The organism is Cytobacillus kochii, assembly GCF_020171845.1.
In the GTDB taxonomy this organism is placed as follows: Bacteria; Bacillota; Bacilli; order Bacillales; family Cytobacillaceae; genus Cytobacillus; species Cytobacillus kochii.
Genome location: NZ_JAIVAM010000003.1, coordinates 120,892 through 136,769 on the forward strand (window position 1 = coordinate 120,892; position 15,878 = coordinate 136,769).

Annotated in this window: 12 protein-coding genes, 1 tRNA gene and 1 other annotated feature; all 13 genes read left to right on the top strand. The window is 38.0% G+C overall.

Annotated elements, in window-relative coordinates:
* Positions 1-24 precede the first annotated feature (24 nt).
* Positions 25-798 (top strand): succinate dehydrogenase iron-sulfur subunit, encoded by a 774-nt coding sequence (sdhB, locus tag LCM23_RS04060; protein ID WP_095372351.1) that lies wholly within the window; start codon positions 25-27, stop codon positions 796-798.
* Between the two features lie 292 nt (positions 799-1,090).
* Positions 1,091-4,969: a 5'-nucleotidase C-terminal domain-containing protein gene (locus tag LCM23_RS04065; protein ID WP_224935809.1), complete on the top strand. Its 3,879-nt coding sequence runs from the start codon at positions 1,091-1,093 to the stop codon at positions 4,967-4,969.
* Positions 4,970-5,349: 380 nt separating this feature from the next.
* The gene (locus LCM23_RS04070; protein WP_224935810.1) at positions 5,350-5,817 is read left to right on the top strand and encodes an acyl-CoA thioesterase; all 468 of its coding nucleotides are present in this window, start codon (positions 5,350-5,352) and stop codon (positions 5,815-5,817) included.
* Between the two features lie 115 nt (positions 5,818-5,932).
* Complete coding sequence (locus LCM23_RS04075; protein ID WP_370873250.1) at positions 5,933-6,190, top strand: helix-turn-helix domain-containing protein; 258 nt, start codon at positions 5,933-5,935, stop codon at positions 6,188-6,190.
* 217 nt (positions 6,191-6,407) lie between these two features.
* Positions 6,408-6,866, top strand: a complete 459-nt coding sequence (locus LCM23_RS04080) for a MarR family winged helix-turn-helix transcriptional regulator (protein ID WP_095372354.1) — start codon at positions 6,408-6,410, stop codon at positions 6,864-6,866.
* 12 nt (positions 6,867-6,878) lie between these two features.
* Positions 6,879-7,676, top strand: a complete 798-nt coding sequence (gene racE / locus LCM23_RS04085; RefSeq protein WP_095372355.1) for a glutamate racemase — start codon at positions 6,879-6,881, stop codon at positions 7,674-7,676.
* A gap of 58 nt (positions 7,677-7,734) precedes the next feature.
* Entirely contained in the window at positions 7,735-9,957 is a 2,223-nt protein-coding gene (gene recQ / locus LCM23_RS04090; protein WP_318247525.1) for a DNA helicase RecQ, read from the top strand.
* A gap of 115 nt (positions 9,958-10,072) precedes the next feature.
* On the top strand, positions 10,073-11,143 hold the full coding sequence (locus LCM23_RS04095) for a GerMN domain-containing protein (protein ID WP_224935811.1): 1,071 nt from the start codon (positions 10,073-10,075) through the stop codon (positions 11,141-11,143).
* A 102-nt stretch (positions 11,144-11,245) separates the two neighbouring features.
* Positions 11,246-11,839, top strand: coding sequence for an XTP/dITP diphosphatase (locus LCM23_RS04100; RefSeq protein WP_224935812.1), 594 nt, complete (start codon positions 11,246-11,248; stop codon positions 11,837-11,839).
* Positions 11,840-11,851: 12 nt separating this feature from the next.
* Positions 11,852-12,364: a metallophosphoesterase gene (locus LCM23_RS04105; protein ID WP_224935813.1), complete on the top strand. Its 513-nt coding sequence runs from the start codon at positions 11,852-11,854 to the stop codon at positions 12,362-12,364.
* A 109-nt stretch (positions 12,365-12,473) separates the two neighbouring features.
* A tRNA-Arg gene (locus LCM23_RS04110) sits at positions 12,474-12,550 on the top strand.
* A gap of 732 nt (positions 12,551-13,282) precedes the next feature.
* Positions 13,283-13,543, top strand: a binding site (T-box leader).
* A gap of 69 nt (positions 13,544-13,612) precedes the next feature.
* A complete protein-coding gene (ilvB, locus tag LCM23_RS04115; protein WP_224935814.1) occupies positions 13,613-15,334 on the top strand; it encodes an acetolactate synthase large subunit in 1,722 nt (573 codons plus the stop codon).
* Positions 15,331-15,849, top strand: a complete 519-nt coding sequence (gene ilvN / locus LCM23_RS04120) for an acetolactate synthase small subunit (RefSeq protein WP_095372360.1) — start codon at positions 15,331-15,333, stop codon at positions 15,847-15,849. The genes ilvB and ilvN overlap by 4 nt, the downstream gene beginning before the upstream one ends.
* The last annotated feature ends 29 nt before the right edge of the window (positions 15,850-15,878 follow it).

A 15,878-nucleotide genomic window follows, 5' to 3' on the forward strand; every position in this document is an offset into this window, starting at 1 on the left:
TCGATGAAAGGGGAGTAATTAATCGTGTCAGAAGCAGCAGTAAAGTCTAAAACCGTATTATTTCAAATTACAAGACAAGATGGTCCTGATTCAGATTCTTATGTAGAAGAGTTTGAACTTGATTATCGTCCAAATATGAATGTGATCTCTGCTCTAATGGAAATTCGAAGAAACCCGGTAAATACAAAAGGGGAGCATACAACACCAATTACTTGGGACATGAACTGTTTGGAAGAAGTTTGTGGAGCTTGTTCTATGGTCATTAACGGCAAGCCACGTCAATCTTGTACAGCTCTGATCGACCAATTAGAACAACCAATTCGTTTAGCACCAATGAAAACATTCCCGGTAGTACGTGATTTACAAGTTGATCGTAGTCGCATGTTTGATTCATTGAAAAAAGTAAAAGCATGGATTCCGATTGATGGAACATATGATTTAGGACCAGGGCCGCGTATGCCAGAGAAAAAACGCCAATGGGCTTATGAATTATCAAAATGTATGACTTGTGGTGTATGTTTAGAAGCGTGTCCAAATGTAAACAGCAAATCTGATTTTATCGGACCGGCACCACTTTCTCAAGTGCGTTTATTCAACTCGCATCCAACGGGTGAAATGAATAAGGCAGATCGTTTAGAGGAAATTATGGGTGACGGTGGTCTTGCTAACTGTGGTAACTCACAAAACTGTGTGCAATCTTGCCCTAAAGGTATTCCTTTAACAACATCAATTGCCGCGCTTAACCGTGATACAACATTACAATCTTTTAAAAACTTCTTTGGAAGTGACCGTGTGTAATAGATTTTATAGAACACTGAGGCTTATAGCCTCAGTGTTTTTTTTATCCAGTTAAAAGAGTAAGAGGTGGATCTTCGTTTAAATTAGCAATATTTTTAATAGTATTAAGCAATAGGTACTGAAAATTCATAATAATAAAACAAAATACCTATTAATTAATAAATAAAGAAAGTACTTTCAGCTTATTTTTGGCAAAAAATGTAGAATTTTTGTTATAAATAAACACGAATCATAGAAAAACTGGTATATTTCAGTTGTTGAAAGATTAATAATAATTTGAAGGAGGAACAGAATGAAATTAGCTAGAAATCGATGGTTGGCCTTATTGATGATTTTTATGTTAATATTTTCTAGCTTCAGCCCTCTAGCGGGACAAGCAGCACAAGAAGATGTATTGACGGTGAATGAAGCGATTGAAAATAACGAAGGAAATGCAACAGTAGAAGGTTACATAGTAGGTCATACAGTTTCGACGAATAATTACAATTTTAATCCACCTTTCAGTAATGACTATAATATTGCGATAGCTGATGATGCGAATGAACAAGATTCGTCAAAAATTTTACCTGTTCAAGTGTCTAGCAGCTTTCGTGCGACATTTGGCTTACAGACTAACCCTGATATTATAGGTGAAAAAGTACAAATAACAGGCAATCTTGAAGCATATTTTACCGTACCTGGCTTGAAAAATCCAACTGCATTTACATTTGCTGATGGAAACCCTGATGATGGTGAAGAGGAAGAGCCATCTGATGGTATTGAAGGTCTGCACATTCGTGATATACAAGGAGCGGGGCATGAGTCTCCTTATGTAAATCAAAACGTAACAGCCGTACAAGGTATCGTAACAAAAGTAGTAGATAACAGTAATTTTTATATGCAAGATGATACACCCGATGATAATCCCCATACATCAGAAGGGATTCTCGTGTACAAGCCTACGCATCAAGTGAAAGTTGGAGATAAGGTTACAGTGGATGGGCTTGTGAAAGAATGGGTTCTTGACGGATATAGTGAAAAGTTAGAAACAGATTTAGCCATGACGGAAATCAATGCCCAAAATGGGAAGTTAAGCATTGAATCATCAGGAAATGACCTGCCAGAAGCAATTGTTTTAGGCAAAGATCTTCCTATACCTCATGATATTATTGATAATGATGAATTGCAATCTTTTGACCCTGAGGAAGATGGTATCGATTTTTATGAGAGTCTAGAAGGTATGCGCGTCGCAGTGGAGAATCCTCAAGTTGTTGCACCTCAAAAATATGGTGAAATACCTGTCATTGCGAATCAGGAAGAGGATAAACTCTATACGGATCAAGGCGGAGTTTTATTAACGGAAGATAATGCAAATCCAGAAAGACTGCATCTTTTATTAGAAGAGGATAATTATGTAGCTAAAACGGGTGATCGTTTTGATGGTACAGTCACTGGTGTAATTAGTTATGGTTATAGCAACTTTAAAGTATTAGTGGATATGGATTCTTTACCAGATCTTATTGAATCGGAAAAAGAAGAAGTAACGACAGAACTTGGTAAGGATGAAGGAAAATTAACAGTTGCCTCTTATAATATTGAAAATTATTATGAAGGTACAAGCCAAGAAAAGACAAATAGAATAGCGCAGTCAATGGTCAATGAGTTAAATTCACCGGATATTATTGGTCTTGTAGAGGTACAAGATGATAATGGCCCGACTGATGATGGTATAACAACGGCAAAAGCTAGTTATGAGAAATTAATTGCAGCCATTGCCGCAAACGGTGGTCCGACGTATGACTGGGCAGATATTGCACCAGAAGACAAGCAAGATGGCGGTCAACCGGGTGGGAATATCCGAGTAGGATATCTCTATAATCCAGAGAGAGTTACATTAAAAGAGGCACCAAAAGGCGGGGCTAACGACGCAGTTACGTATGAAGAAGGTCAATTAACATTGAACCCAGGTCGCATCGATCCGACGAATGAAATTTTCCAAGATACAAGAAAATCGCTAGCTGCACAGTTTGAATTTAATGGAGAAGATGTGATTGTCGTTGCTAATCACTTTAATTCTAAGTCAGGTGATGAACCACTATTTGGGAAGAATCAACCTCCAGAATTAGTGAGTGAAGCACAAAGAATACAGTTAGCAGAAGCTGTAAATGGGTTCGTGAAAGATATAGATTCTAAAAACCCAGATGCGAATGTTATTGTATTAGGGGATATGAATGATTTTCAATTCACTCCCACATTAGAAACATTAAAAGGTGAAGAGTTAACGAATATGGTTGATACTTTACCGGAAAACGAACAGTATACGTATAATTACCAAGGAAATATGCAAGTACTTGATCATATTTTAGTATCGAATCATTTAGCAGAAGCTGCCAAAGTAGATATTTTAAATATCAATTCTCTATACATGGAGGAGCATGGTAGAGCTAGTGATCATGATCCGTTATTAGTTGAGTTAGACCTCGCAGTTGAAGAGGAAAATGACGGGCCATTCTCAATGAGTATCCTTCATACAAATGATACCCATGCTCATTTAGAAAATGTACCAAGGTTATTTACTGCAGTGAATCAACTAAGAAATGAAAAAGAAAATACACTATTAGTTGATGCTGGGGATGTATTCTCAGGTACATTATTTTTCAATATGTACCTAGGACAAGCGGACTTACAATTTATGAATCGCCTAGGTTATGATGCTATGACATTTGGAAATCATGAATTTGACAAAGATTCGCAAGTGTTGGCTGACTTTGTATCCAATGCGGATTTTCCATTTGTTAGTGCAAATGTGAATGTTGAGAATGATGAGATTTTAAGTGAATTAAAAGTAAATGAGTTTGGATATCCTGGAGAAAACGGTAAGATCTATCCTGCCATTATTAAAGAAGTAGATGGCGAAAAAGTAGCATTATTTGGCTTAACAACAGAGGACACTTCATTTTTGGCGAACCCAGATGAAGCCATTGTTTTTGAAGATGCAGTTGAAATGGCCAGCAATACAGTAGCAGCGCTTGAAGAAGAAGGAATTAATAAAATTATTGCACTTTCACATTTAGGTTATACGCCAGATCTGGAATTAACTGAAGCTGTTCAAGGTATCGATGTGATTGTTGGAGGACATTCTCATACGACATTAGAAGAGCCAGTTGTAAAAAATGAAGATGGAGAACCAACTTTAATCGTTCAAGCCAATGAATATCATAAATATTTAGGCTCTTTAGACATTGTTTTCGATGATGAAGGCGTACTGTCAGAGTGGGATGGTGAGTTACTTGATCTCGTTAGTCAAGATGAGAACGGTGAATATGTTTATGAAGAAGATGAATGGGCGCGTAATAAACTTGATGAGTTAAGTGAACCGTTGGAGGAATTAAAACAAGAAGTAGTCGGGTACAGTGAAGTTGCCTTGAATGGTGAACGTACTGATGTTCGTACGAAAGAGACCAATTTAGGAAACTTGATTGCAGATGGTATGCTCTCTAAAGCTAATGAATCTGTGCCAACACAAATTGCGATGCAGAATGGTGGCGGTATTCGTGCATCTATTGCTCAAGGTGAAATTACGCTTGGCGATGTTCTTACTGTGTTGCCCTTCGGTAATATGTTAGTAACCCTTGATTTAACAGGAGAAGAAATAAAACAAGCATTAGAACATAGTGTAGCAAATATTGAAGAAGGTGCTGGCCAATTTATGCAAGTGGCAGGTCTTCGCTTTAAATTTGACCAAGCACAGCCAGTGGGTGAACGTGTCCATGGCGTTGAAGTGAAAGTAGACGGTGAATATATAGCAATCAATGAAGACGAAACCTATACGGTTGCGACCAACGCTTTCACGGCCGATGGTGGAGATGGATATGATATGCTCAAAAAAGCCAAGGATGAGGGCAGAATTACTGAACTATTTGAAGTGGATTATGATGTGTTTTCCACCTATTTGGAAAACAATAATCCAGTAGCTCCGGAAGTTGAAGGAAGAATTATTGCAGAAGTGAAATCAACGGATCCAGAAGAGCCAGGTGAACCAGAAAACCCTGAAGAGCCGAGCGCATGTATTCCTGGCCCCGATACTAGCTGGTCTGAGTGTAAACAAGAAATCATTGATCACTTGAAGGACAAGGTAAGAGAATTCACAAGATGGATTTGGGAAATGATTAAAAAATGGTTTGGGTTTTAGGATAAAATCTATTTAAAGTAAGCCCCAGCACACACTTTGTAAAAAGTTTGTGCTGGGGCTTTTTATTGTAGTGTTAACACCATATCTTTGAGATTTCTCGTTTTTTATAAGGAAGTGTTGGTAAATTATTTGTCGAGTCATCTTATCAGCTTTTTACATTTGAGAAGGAAATCCCTTCAAATGACACCAAAACACGTTTTACGCGGTTTGCCTTAAACAGTTATTAAACATGAATGACTCAATTAAGCAATTATAGTTACAAAATCAGAAAAAGTAACATAAGAATATGTAAGAATTTCTCCTTTTGTATTTGTGTGAAAAAAGCTATAATAAGAAAAAAGGTGACTGAATGCTCATTCATTCTCAAGGAGGATTTAAAAGTGAAAAAAACTGATTATATAGAAAATATTGTGACATGGGAAGAAGAATTTATATTTGCTCATCCTGTTAAGGTGCGCTTTTCTGAAACAGATATGTTTGGTCATTTGAATAATACGGTTCCATTTGTTTACTTTGAAGAGGCTCGCATTGAGTATTTTAAAAGTTTAAATCTTATGGACGATTGGGTGAAGGAAGAAAACGAAACATTTATTGTCGTTGCAGATCTCCAATGTGACTATATGAAGCAAGTTTACTTCGATGAGCACCTCTTAATTTATGTAAAAGCAGGCAGAATCGGACAATCCTCGGTAGATATTCATTACATGGGTAAAAGAGAGGGTGGTGACATTTGCTTTACAGGAAGAGGAACGATTGTTCAGGTATCTAAATTAACTGGTAAAGGTGCGCAGTGGACTGATGAAATGAAGCTTGCTTTTCATGAGAAAATAAATGTACCTCAATCTTAGATAGGGACAGGCGTACATTTAGAAAATAAACATTCTCTACTTCAAGAATTTCAGTCACTCTCATTGTTTAACATACATATGATATGATGACTAATACACACCCACCCCGCGATTCATGGCTGGCGAAAGGCAAGGAGGGTTACAATACTTGAAGGAGAATGATTATACTCACAAGCCGTTACTCACAAAACGAGAAAGGGAAGTATTCGAGCTGCTAGTACAAGATAAAACAACTAGGGAAATCGCTGGTGAATTATTTATAAGCGAAAAGACAGTTCGGAACCACATATCTAATGCCATGCAAAAGCTTGGTGTAAAGGGGCGTTCACAAGCTGTTGTAGAGCTCCTTCGTATGGGAGAGCTAGAGTTATAATTTTAGACCGGCAGTCCGTCTGGATTGCCGGTTATCAATGTAATAGAGTTTGAGTATTCTAGGCGGGCGCAATGCTCGTTTTTCTTTTCTTGACATATTTTTTTAGTTTGCTTACAGTTCTCGCTTGAATTTTCCTCCGAAAAAGGTGACAATAAAATTAGGGTTAAAAGTAACGGAATAACCGAATATTTCGATGATATATATAGGAGTGTAGTGAATGAACGTAAGAGAACATAGAAATGAACATGTTAATGAAGTTGTAGCAGATATAGAAAAGGATTTACGATATATTTCTGGAATCATTAAGCAACATGGCCGTGAAATTTTAAGCAATTATACCATTACTCCCCCGCAATTTATTGCCTTACAGTGGTTATTAGAGGACGGGGACATGACAATTGGAGAATTATCGAATAAAATGTACTTAGCCTTTAGTACAACGACAGATTTAGTCGATCGTATGGAAAAGAGTGAATTGGTGAAAAGAGTAAAAGATCCTAATGATCGTCGCGTTGTAAGAATCCACTTATTGGAGGAAGGCGAAAGAATTATAGAAGAAGTGATCGACAAAAGGCAAGATTATTTGCAAGAAGTATTAAAGGATTTTTCCGGTGAAGAGGTCGTTCATTTAAGGGAGAATCTAAGAAAATTGCATCAAGATATGAAAAGAGATTGAGGCGAGAAGAAAGTGAAACAACCGATAGGTATTATTGATTCAGGGGTTGGCGGATTAACTGTTGCAAAGGAAGTGATGCGTCAGTTACCTAATGAAAATATTATTTACTTAGGAGATACAGCTCGATGTCCATATGGTCCGAGGTCTGGAGAAGAAGTAAAAGAATTCACATGGCAAATGACGAAGTTTTTATTAGAAAAAGAAGTGAAGATGCTCATTATTGCCTGTAATACTGCGACTGCTGTTGCGTTAGATGATATTAAAAATGAGTTACCAATTCCGGTCATTGGCGTTATTTTTCCTGGAGCAAGAACGGCGTTAAAAGTAACAGAAAATCATATCATTGGCATCATTGGTACAGCGGGAACGGTGAAGAGTCGTGCTTATGAACTCGCTTTAAAAGGGATCAATAATCGTACGGTAGTTCATAGCCTAGCTTGTCCTAAATTTGTCCCACTAGTAGAAAGTGGGGAGTACGAGAGTGTATTTGCGAAAAAAATCGTTCTAGAAACGTTAGGGCCATTAACAAATAAAGGTTTAGACACATTGATATTAGGCTGTACACATTACCCGCTGTTGGAGAATCTTGTTAAGCAAGTGATGGGTGAAGGTGTTAACGTGATTAGTTCCGGAGATGAAACCGCTCGAGAAGCAAGCACGATTCTTTATGATCGCGGCTTTTTAAACACGAGTGAAGAAGATCCTCAGCACCGTTTTTTCACAACAGGTTCTGAAGCGATGTTCAAAGACATAGCAACAAAATGGTTGCATAGAGAGATAAACGATGTGGAGCGCATACAACTCGGATAATATGGAGGCACCAAATATAATCAATGAACAATCATTGGTTGTATTTGGTGTTTTTTAAATGAATAGATTGCGAGGAAGAAACGATATGCGTTATGCTTTTAAATATATATCAATAAAAAATGAGGTGAGGATGGATATGCAAACAGCAGAGGAGCATTTGCAGAAGTATTTCGGTTATACAAGTTTTCGACCAGGTCAAAAAGATATTATTTACAATTTAAATCATGGCCACAACGTACTTGGCATTCTACCAACTGGCGGTGGTAAATCACTCTCCTTCCAAATTCCCGCACTTATGAATGACGGTGTGACGATCGTTATCTCCCCTTTAATTTCACTGATGAAAGACCAAGTAGATGCCCTTCTTGAAGCAGGAATTCCTGCAGCCTATATGAATAGTAGCCTTTCTTACAAGGAATATTCGGAAACAGAAGAGCGACTGTTAGCAGGGGAATATAAGCTTGTCTACATAGCTCCGGAACGTCTGGAGTCAATGGAGTTTCTAACGATTATGGAAAAGATTCATTTGTCAATGATTGTCTTTGATGAGGCTCATTGTATTTCTCAATGGGGACATGATTTTAGACCGAGTTATCGATCGGTAGTAGACAGGATTTTCTCTCTTACTGAAACTCCTGTAATTGCTGCATTAACAGCGACAGCGACGAAAAATGTAGAAGAAGATATAAGTCGCTTATTGCATATAGAAAAAGAACATATATTTGTTACAGGCTTTGCCCGAACGAACCTTTCTTTTCAAGTGTTAAAAGGAAGAGATAAGCGCAAGTATTTAGAAGCCTATGTTTCCAGTAGAAAAGAAGAATCAGGTATTATCTATACGTCTAGCAGAAAACAAACCGATCAATTATATGAACATTTTCTAAAGAAAGGTTATAAGGTTGAAAGATACCATGCTGGTCTTTCTGAGGATAATCGTAAACACTCTCAAGAAAAATTTGTCCATGATCAAGTGACGTTGATGATTGCTACCAATGCGTTTGGGATGGGGATTGATAAACCGGATGTGCGTTATGTGGTGCACTATAATATGCCACGGAACATCGAAGCTTATTATCAAGAAGCCGGAAGAGCAGGACGAGATGGGGAAGAAAGTGAATGTATTTTACTTTACTCACCTCAAGATATTCTCCTACAAAAATTTTTAATAGAAAAGAGCGAGCTGTCAACAAGCCTTCGCGAGCAAGAATATGAAAAACTAAGACAGATGACGAATTATTGTCATACGGAAAGTTGCTTGCAATCCTATATTGTCGCTTATTTTGCCAATCAAGATGTCTCGTCATGTAATAAATGTTCTAACTGTTTAGATGAAAGACAATCTGTTGACATTACGAATGAAGCGATGATGATTTTCTCGTGTATTAAGCGAATGGGAGAGCGTTTTGGCGTTAAGCTAACAGCTCAAGTGTTAAAAGGGTCCGCGAATAAGCGGATTAAGCAATTGTCTTTTCATACACTTACAACATATGGGCTTATGAAAGAAAAGACGGAAAAGCAAATTGTTGATATGATTAATTATTTACTTGCTGAAGGCTATCTTTCAATGACAGATGGCCAATATCCGACCGTTACATTAGCAGATGAAGCTGTCCCGGTTTTAAAAAGAGAAGCCCAAGTATCTATGAAAATTTCTGAAGATAAAGAGCTAGAAGAACGTCCGGCTGGTGAAGAAAATAGCGAGTTATTTACTATCCTAAGGGAGTTAAGAAAAAATTTAGCGCAAGAACAAGGTGTGCCGCCCTATGTCGTTTTTGCTGATACAGCTTTAAAAGAAATGTGTACTTATTTCCCTACTACTAAAGAAGCGATGTTATCGATTAAAGGTGTTGGTGAAATGAAGTTTAGTAAATATGGGGAAGCATTTCTAGAGGAGATAAAAATTTTTACTGAAAAAAATGACATAGAGGTCAAAGAGCAACACTTTGTGAAGACACCACCAGTAAATAAAAAGGCGGCTGAAGGGACAGGAAGTCATATCCATTCATATGAAGCCTTTCTATTAGGTAAAACGATTGCGGAGATTGCTAAAGAGCGTTCCTTTTCACCGATAACGATTCAAAATCATATTTTTAGAGCGGTAGCAGAGGGCCATCCGATTGACTGGGATCAAGTTTTCAATGAGCAGATAGAAGAGGAAGTACTTGTAGCTGCAGATAAAGTCGGTGTAGAAAAGTTAAGACCGATTAAAGATGAAATCAATGATGATACAATTGATTACTTTCAAATTAAGGCTGTTTTAACGAAACATCGTCTTGTTTGAATACGCTTTGTCCAAATTTGTCTAAAAGAATAGAAGACTTTCTTTCCTAAAGGCGGTCTATTTTGTAAATAGGCTCGTATACATGTAGTACAAACTGTCTTAGGAGGGAAAGGTTATGTCTTTAAATAAAAAAGCGACCATCGCAGTGTCCGCTGTATTAGTTTCATCTGCTTTGTTATCAGGTTGTGGATTATTTGGTGGAGAGGAGAAAGAGAAAATTGACCCACCGAGTGAAATGTCCATTAATAACGAAGATGCCAATGTAGAGACAGAAGAGACAACTGGTGAGGAAAGTGGAGCTACTGATGAAGCGGCAGAAACAGCAACGATTCCAACAGAATTATACTTAATTGACAATAATGGATATGTTGTATCACAAACATTAGATTTACCAAGTACGAACTCTGTTGCTAAACAAGCGTTAGAATATTTAGTGGTAGATGGAAAAGTAACTGAACTCTTACCAAATAATTTCCGTGCAGTCTTACCAGCCGATACAAAAATGACGGTTGATGTGAAAGATAAAGTGGCTCATGTTGATTTTTCTAAGGAATTTGCTGAGTATAATCCAGAAGATGAAGCAAGAATCCTGCAATCAGTCACATGGACATTGACCCAATTCGATGAAATAGAACAAATGAAATTGAGTATAAATGGGAATGCGATTAAAGAAATGCCAGTCAATGGTACACCAATTGGCGAAGAAGTAAGTCGTTCTATCGGTATCAATTATGATAACTCTGTTGTCACAGATATTACAAATACAAAACCAGTTACCGTTTATTACATGGGTGGCGAAGAAGATGATAAATACTTTGTTCCAGTAACAAAAAGAGTGTCCAATAATGTCGACAATAACGTGACGGCAATCATTGATGAGTTAGGGAACCCTTCTTTAGGATCTAAACTTTCTGCCGTCTTACCAAGTGAAGTCGCTTTATTAGGTGAACCTAAAGTAGAAGATGGAACGATTACGCTCGATTTCGATGAATCGATTTTCTCTAGTGGGGAAGAAAATGTCATTAACGAAAATGTATTAAAAGTTTTAGCGTTATCACTTACAGAACAAGCAGAAGTGGAATCTGTTGCTGTTACAGTGAATGGCGAGGGTGATTTACTTGATGAAGATGGCGAAAAGCTAGAGCCTGTTTCAAGACCTGAAAGTGTGAATACAGGAAGCTATTAATTGGTATCACCATCCTTTTATAGTAAAATGAGAAGAGTGAGGAAAGGGGCCTCCTCTTCTCTTTATTTTTTTATGACGAACGTAAAAGGAAGGAAACGCTATATGTCTGAGATTATTATTGCGACAAAGAATAAAGGCAAAGCAGAGGAATTTAAAAAAATGTTTGCACCACTCGGTTATGAAGTGAAAACATTACATGATTATCCTGATATGCCAGATGTGGAAGAAACGGGTACGACTTTTGAAGCAAATGCCGTTTTAAAAGCAGAAGAGATTTCGCGCTTAATGAATCGACCGGTGATTGCTGATGATTCCGGATTATCAATTGATGCACTTGAAGGACGCCCAGGAATATTTTCCGCTCGCTATGCAGGGGAAGATAAAAATGATGAAGCGAATATAGATAAAGTACTTGAAGAAATGAAGCATGTACCGGAAGAGAAGCGGGATGCTCGGTTTTATTGTGCACTCGCGGTAGCTATCCCTGGAAAGAAAACATACACCGTTTCGGGGACATGTGAAGGTAAAATTCTTTATGCACGCAAAGGAACAAATGGCTTTGGTTATGATCCCATCTTTTGGGCGAATGCAAAGAATAAGGCGATGGCAGAGTTAACATCAGAAGAAAAAGCAGCCATTAGCCATAGAGGACAAGCATTAAAGCAATTAGAAAAAGATCTTCCAACTATTCTTTAAGAGGAGGATAACATGAAGTTACTCATCGTTAGTGACAGCCACGGTGATGATGACATCCTGCAAGAACTAAAAGTACGTCACAGTCAAAATGTCGACTATATGATTCATTGTGGGGACTCTGAATTAAGTAGTGACCAAGCTGAAATCACTGGATATGTCGCTGTGAGAGGGAATTGCGATGCCGATGCTCGCTTTAAAAACGAAGAATTAATAGATACGGATAACGGCAAAGTATGGATTACACATGGTCATCTATATGGCGTAAAATCGTCCTTTTTAGGTTTAAGCTTAAGAGCAAAAGAAGTAGCTGCACGTATTGTGTGCTTTGGTCATTCGCATCAACTGGGGGCTGAAATGGTAGATCAAATCCTTTATCTTAATCCAAATAGTATCTCGCTTCCAAGGCAGCCGAAAGAAAAAACATATATGATGGTAGATTGGACAGCGGAAAAAGTGGTCGTTTCCATTTGGACAAGAGACGGTGTCGAGCTCGAGGAATGGCAGCAATCCTTTTCCTTTGCGTAGCCAGAGAACTGCTATTTTTACAGCAGTTCTCTTCCAATCATAAATTTATTTAAAAATTAATTGACACTTCAGTTTATCCTGCGTATAATAAATATTGTCTTGATATTAAGTCCCAGTAGCTCAGCAGGATAGAGCAACAGCCTTCTAAGCTGTCGGTCGGGAGTTCGAATCTCTCCTGGGACGCCATTAGCTACATATTTATCTACCAACACTAGCGTTGATTCCGGTGAAAACTTGGATTAGCGCTTTTTTTATTTGAGCTAGAGATCGATTTCATATTAGTTTTCTCCATAAGTAATCTTCCTTTGTTGTTCTCCATCCTCAATTAAAAACCCAAAAACAAATACAAAAATACTATCTTAAAATAATAGCGATAGGATGCAGTGAATAAAAACCTACTCAAATACTGGTGATTTTTATCGAATATGTACCGATGAGTCGGCATATGGTAGAAGTTATCACGTTTGTATGTGATTAAATATTAAAAAAATGGATTAAAATGAAATGGTCTCTGAAGGTTGTAGTTTCTTTGTATAGTATTTATCGTAAATGAACGCACATGATTTATCTTGTAATAGCCTTCAATTAGTTGCGTTCTTTTGCTCATGAGCTGTTCAAATACCCCCATCCTAAAAGTACATCACTTGCTATTCTCGCATGCCACAGAATGAATAAATCAATAAAAAATTTTGTCCAATTAAAAGGTTAATAGATCAATGATGTAAGCGGATACATGAAAACAGACTAATCTAAATTATCAAATAATTTTCCAAAAAGGTGTTGACGACTATTAAAAATGGGCGTAAGATAGTCCTCAACAAAGCAAAGCACAATAAAATAAATCGAAAATGAAATTGGAAGCAGCGTTATTTTCCTTTTATTTTTACAAACGAAATTTTAGTGGTTTAAAGTGAGAAACTAAAAGCGTTGATGAGGATAAGTAGTTTTTTGATGTAGGTTTTGCAGAGAGCCGGGCAAGCTGGAAACCGGTAAACCAGTCTTAAAATGAACTCACCTCGGAGTGGAGACTTGAACAATGATAAGTAGAGTCTTCCGGGTCGAAGGAACCCGTTATCTAAGCTTAGCAGTTATTATGCTGTTACTGAGTGCGCGTGGAGATTTAAAACGCGAACAAGGGTGGTACCGTGGAATGGTGATCAAAGCCTTTTCATCCCTTGACCAATGATTGGTCAATGAGGGATGAAAAGGCTTTTTTATATTTAATTTTATTAAGGAGGTTAAAGAGCGATGGTGCGGGAAGCTGCCTTAACAGAAGAAGTGAAAACAAAGCTTGAGACGATTACAGGCGCAGACTTATTAATGGATGCGTTAGAAAGGGAAAATGTAGAAGTCGTCTTTGGCTACCCTGGCGGAGCGGTTTTGCCGATTTACGATAAGATTTATGATGCGAAATTCCTTCATGTTCTCCCTAGACATGAACAAGGCGGCATACATGCTGCAGAAGGTTACGCAAGAATTTCAGGTAAGCCTGGTGTCGTCATTGCAACATCCGGGCCTGGAGCAACGAATATCGTAACAGGTTTGGCTGATGCGATGATGGACTCATTACCAATTGTAGCTTTTACAGGTCAAGTAGCAACAAGTGTGATTGGTTCAGATGCTTTCCAAGAAGCAGATATATTAGGAATTACCACACCGATTACAAAATATAATTTTCAAATTCGCCAATTGGAGGATATTCCAAGAGTCATTAAAGAAGCGTTCTATATTGCAAAGACAGGCAGACCCGGTCCAGTGCTCATTGATATTCCTAAAGATATAGCTTCGACGATTACCGAAAGGCCCGAAGAAGTAGAAATGGAGTTACCGGGTTATCAACCGACATTAAAGCCTAATCGCCTTCAGATTCGTAAGCTCTCAGATGCGATAGGAGCAGCACAGAAACCAGTTATTTTAGCGGGGGCAGGCATTCTTCATTCGAAGGGGGCAAACGAACTCTTACAGTATGTAGAAAAAACAAAAATACCAGTTGTCCATACATTACTTGGTCTTGGTGGCTTTCCAAGTGATCATCCATTATTCATAGGCATGGCTGGCATGCACGGCTGTTACACAGCAAACATGGCTCTTTCTCAATGTGACTTATTGATTAATATTGGTGCAAGGTTCGATGACCGCTTAACAGGTAATTTGGAACACTTTGCTCCGAATGCTAAGGTTGCTCATATCGATATTGACCCTGCAGAAATTGGTAAAAATGTACCGACAGTTATTCCGGTTGTAGCAGACGCAAAGGCTGCGCTTCTCGCACTTCTTCAAGAAGAATGTAATGAACCAGCTCATAGCGAATGGATGGAGACATTAAAACAGTGGAGTGTTGCACATCCTTTCCATTATGATAAAGCATCACCAAAGTTAAAGCCGCAAAGAGTAATGGAGCTCTTGTATGAAAACACGAAGGGCGAAGCGATTGTAACGACAGATGTCGGTCAACACCAAATGTGGGCTGCGCAATACTATCGCTTTAAACATGCGGATAGGTGGGTTACATCTGGTGGGCTTGGAACGATGGGATTTGGTTTACCTTCTAGTATTGGCGCTCAAATTGCTGATCCAGATAGTTGTGTGCTTGCCATTGTCGGTGATGCAGGCTTTCAAATGTCAACACAGGAATTAGCAGTTATACAAGAAATGAACTTACCGATAAAAATCGCAATATTCAATAATCAATCCTTAGGGATGGTTAGACAATGGCAGGAGTTTTTCTATGAATCACGTTTTTCACATAGCAAGATTCCGGTTCAACCTGATTTTGTGAAGCTAGCTGAAGCTTACGATATTAAAGGTTATACCATAACGACAGAAGAAGAAGCAGAGAGAGTGTTAGCTGAAGTATTACACACAAGAGAGCCTGTATTGCTAGATTTCCGTGTCGATGCTGACGAAAATGTCTTTCCAATGATCGCTCCGGGTAAAGGGATTCATGAGATGGTAGGTGTGAAAGAATGAAGAGAATCATATCGCTCCTTGTTTTAAATAAACCTGGTGTACTTAATCGAATTACTAATTTATTTTCTAAACGTAATTATAATATCGAAAGTATTTCAGTGGGTTTATCTGAACAGGAGGGGATGTCAAGAATCACATGTGTAATTTATGTAGAGTCCGACCAACAAAGTGAGCAAATTACGAAACAGCTCAATAAACAGATAGACATACTGAAAGTGACGGATATTACAAATCAAGCAGTGGTTGCTAGAGAACTAGCTTTGATAAAGGTACAGTCTAATCCGCACTCAAGAAATGAGATTTATTCTTTAATTGAACCTTTCAGAGCTTCTGTCATTGACGTAAGCAAAGATAGTTTAGTCATCCAAATCACAGGAGAATCTGAAAAAATCGAAGCTTTCCTAGAGTTAATTAAGCCTTATGGTATTAAAGAGATTGCTAGAACGGGTACAACAGCATTCCCAAGAGGGACACAAAGACAGTCGCAACAAAAACATAATTTTTCAATTGTATAAAAAAATAAATGATGAATAGAGGAGAATGA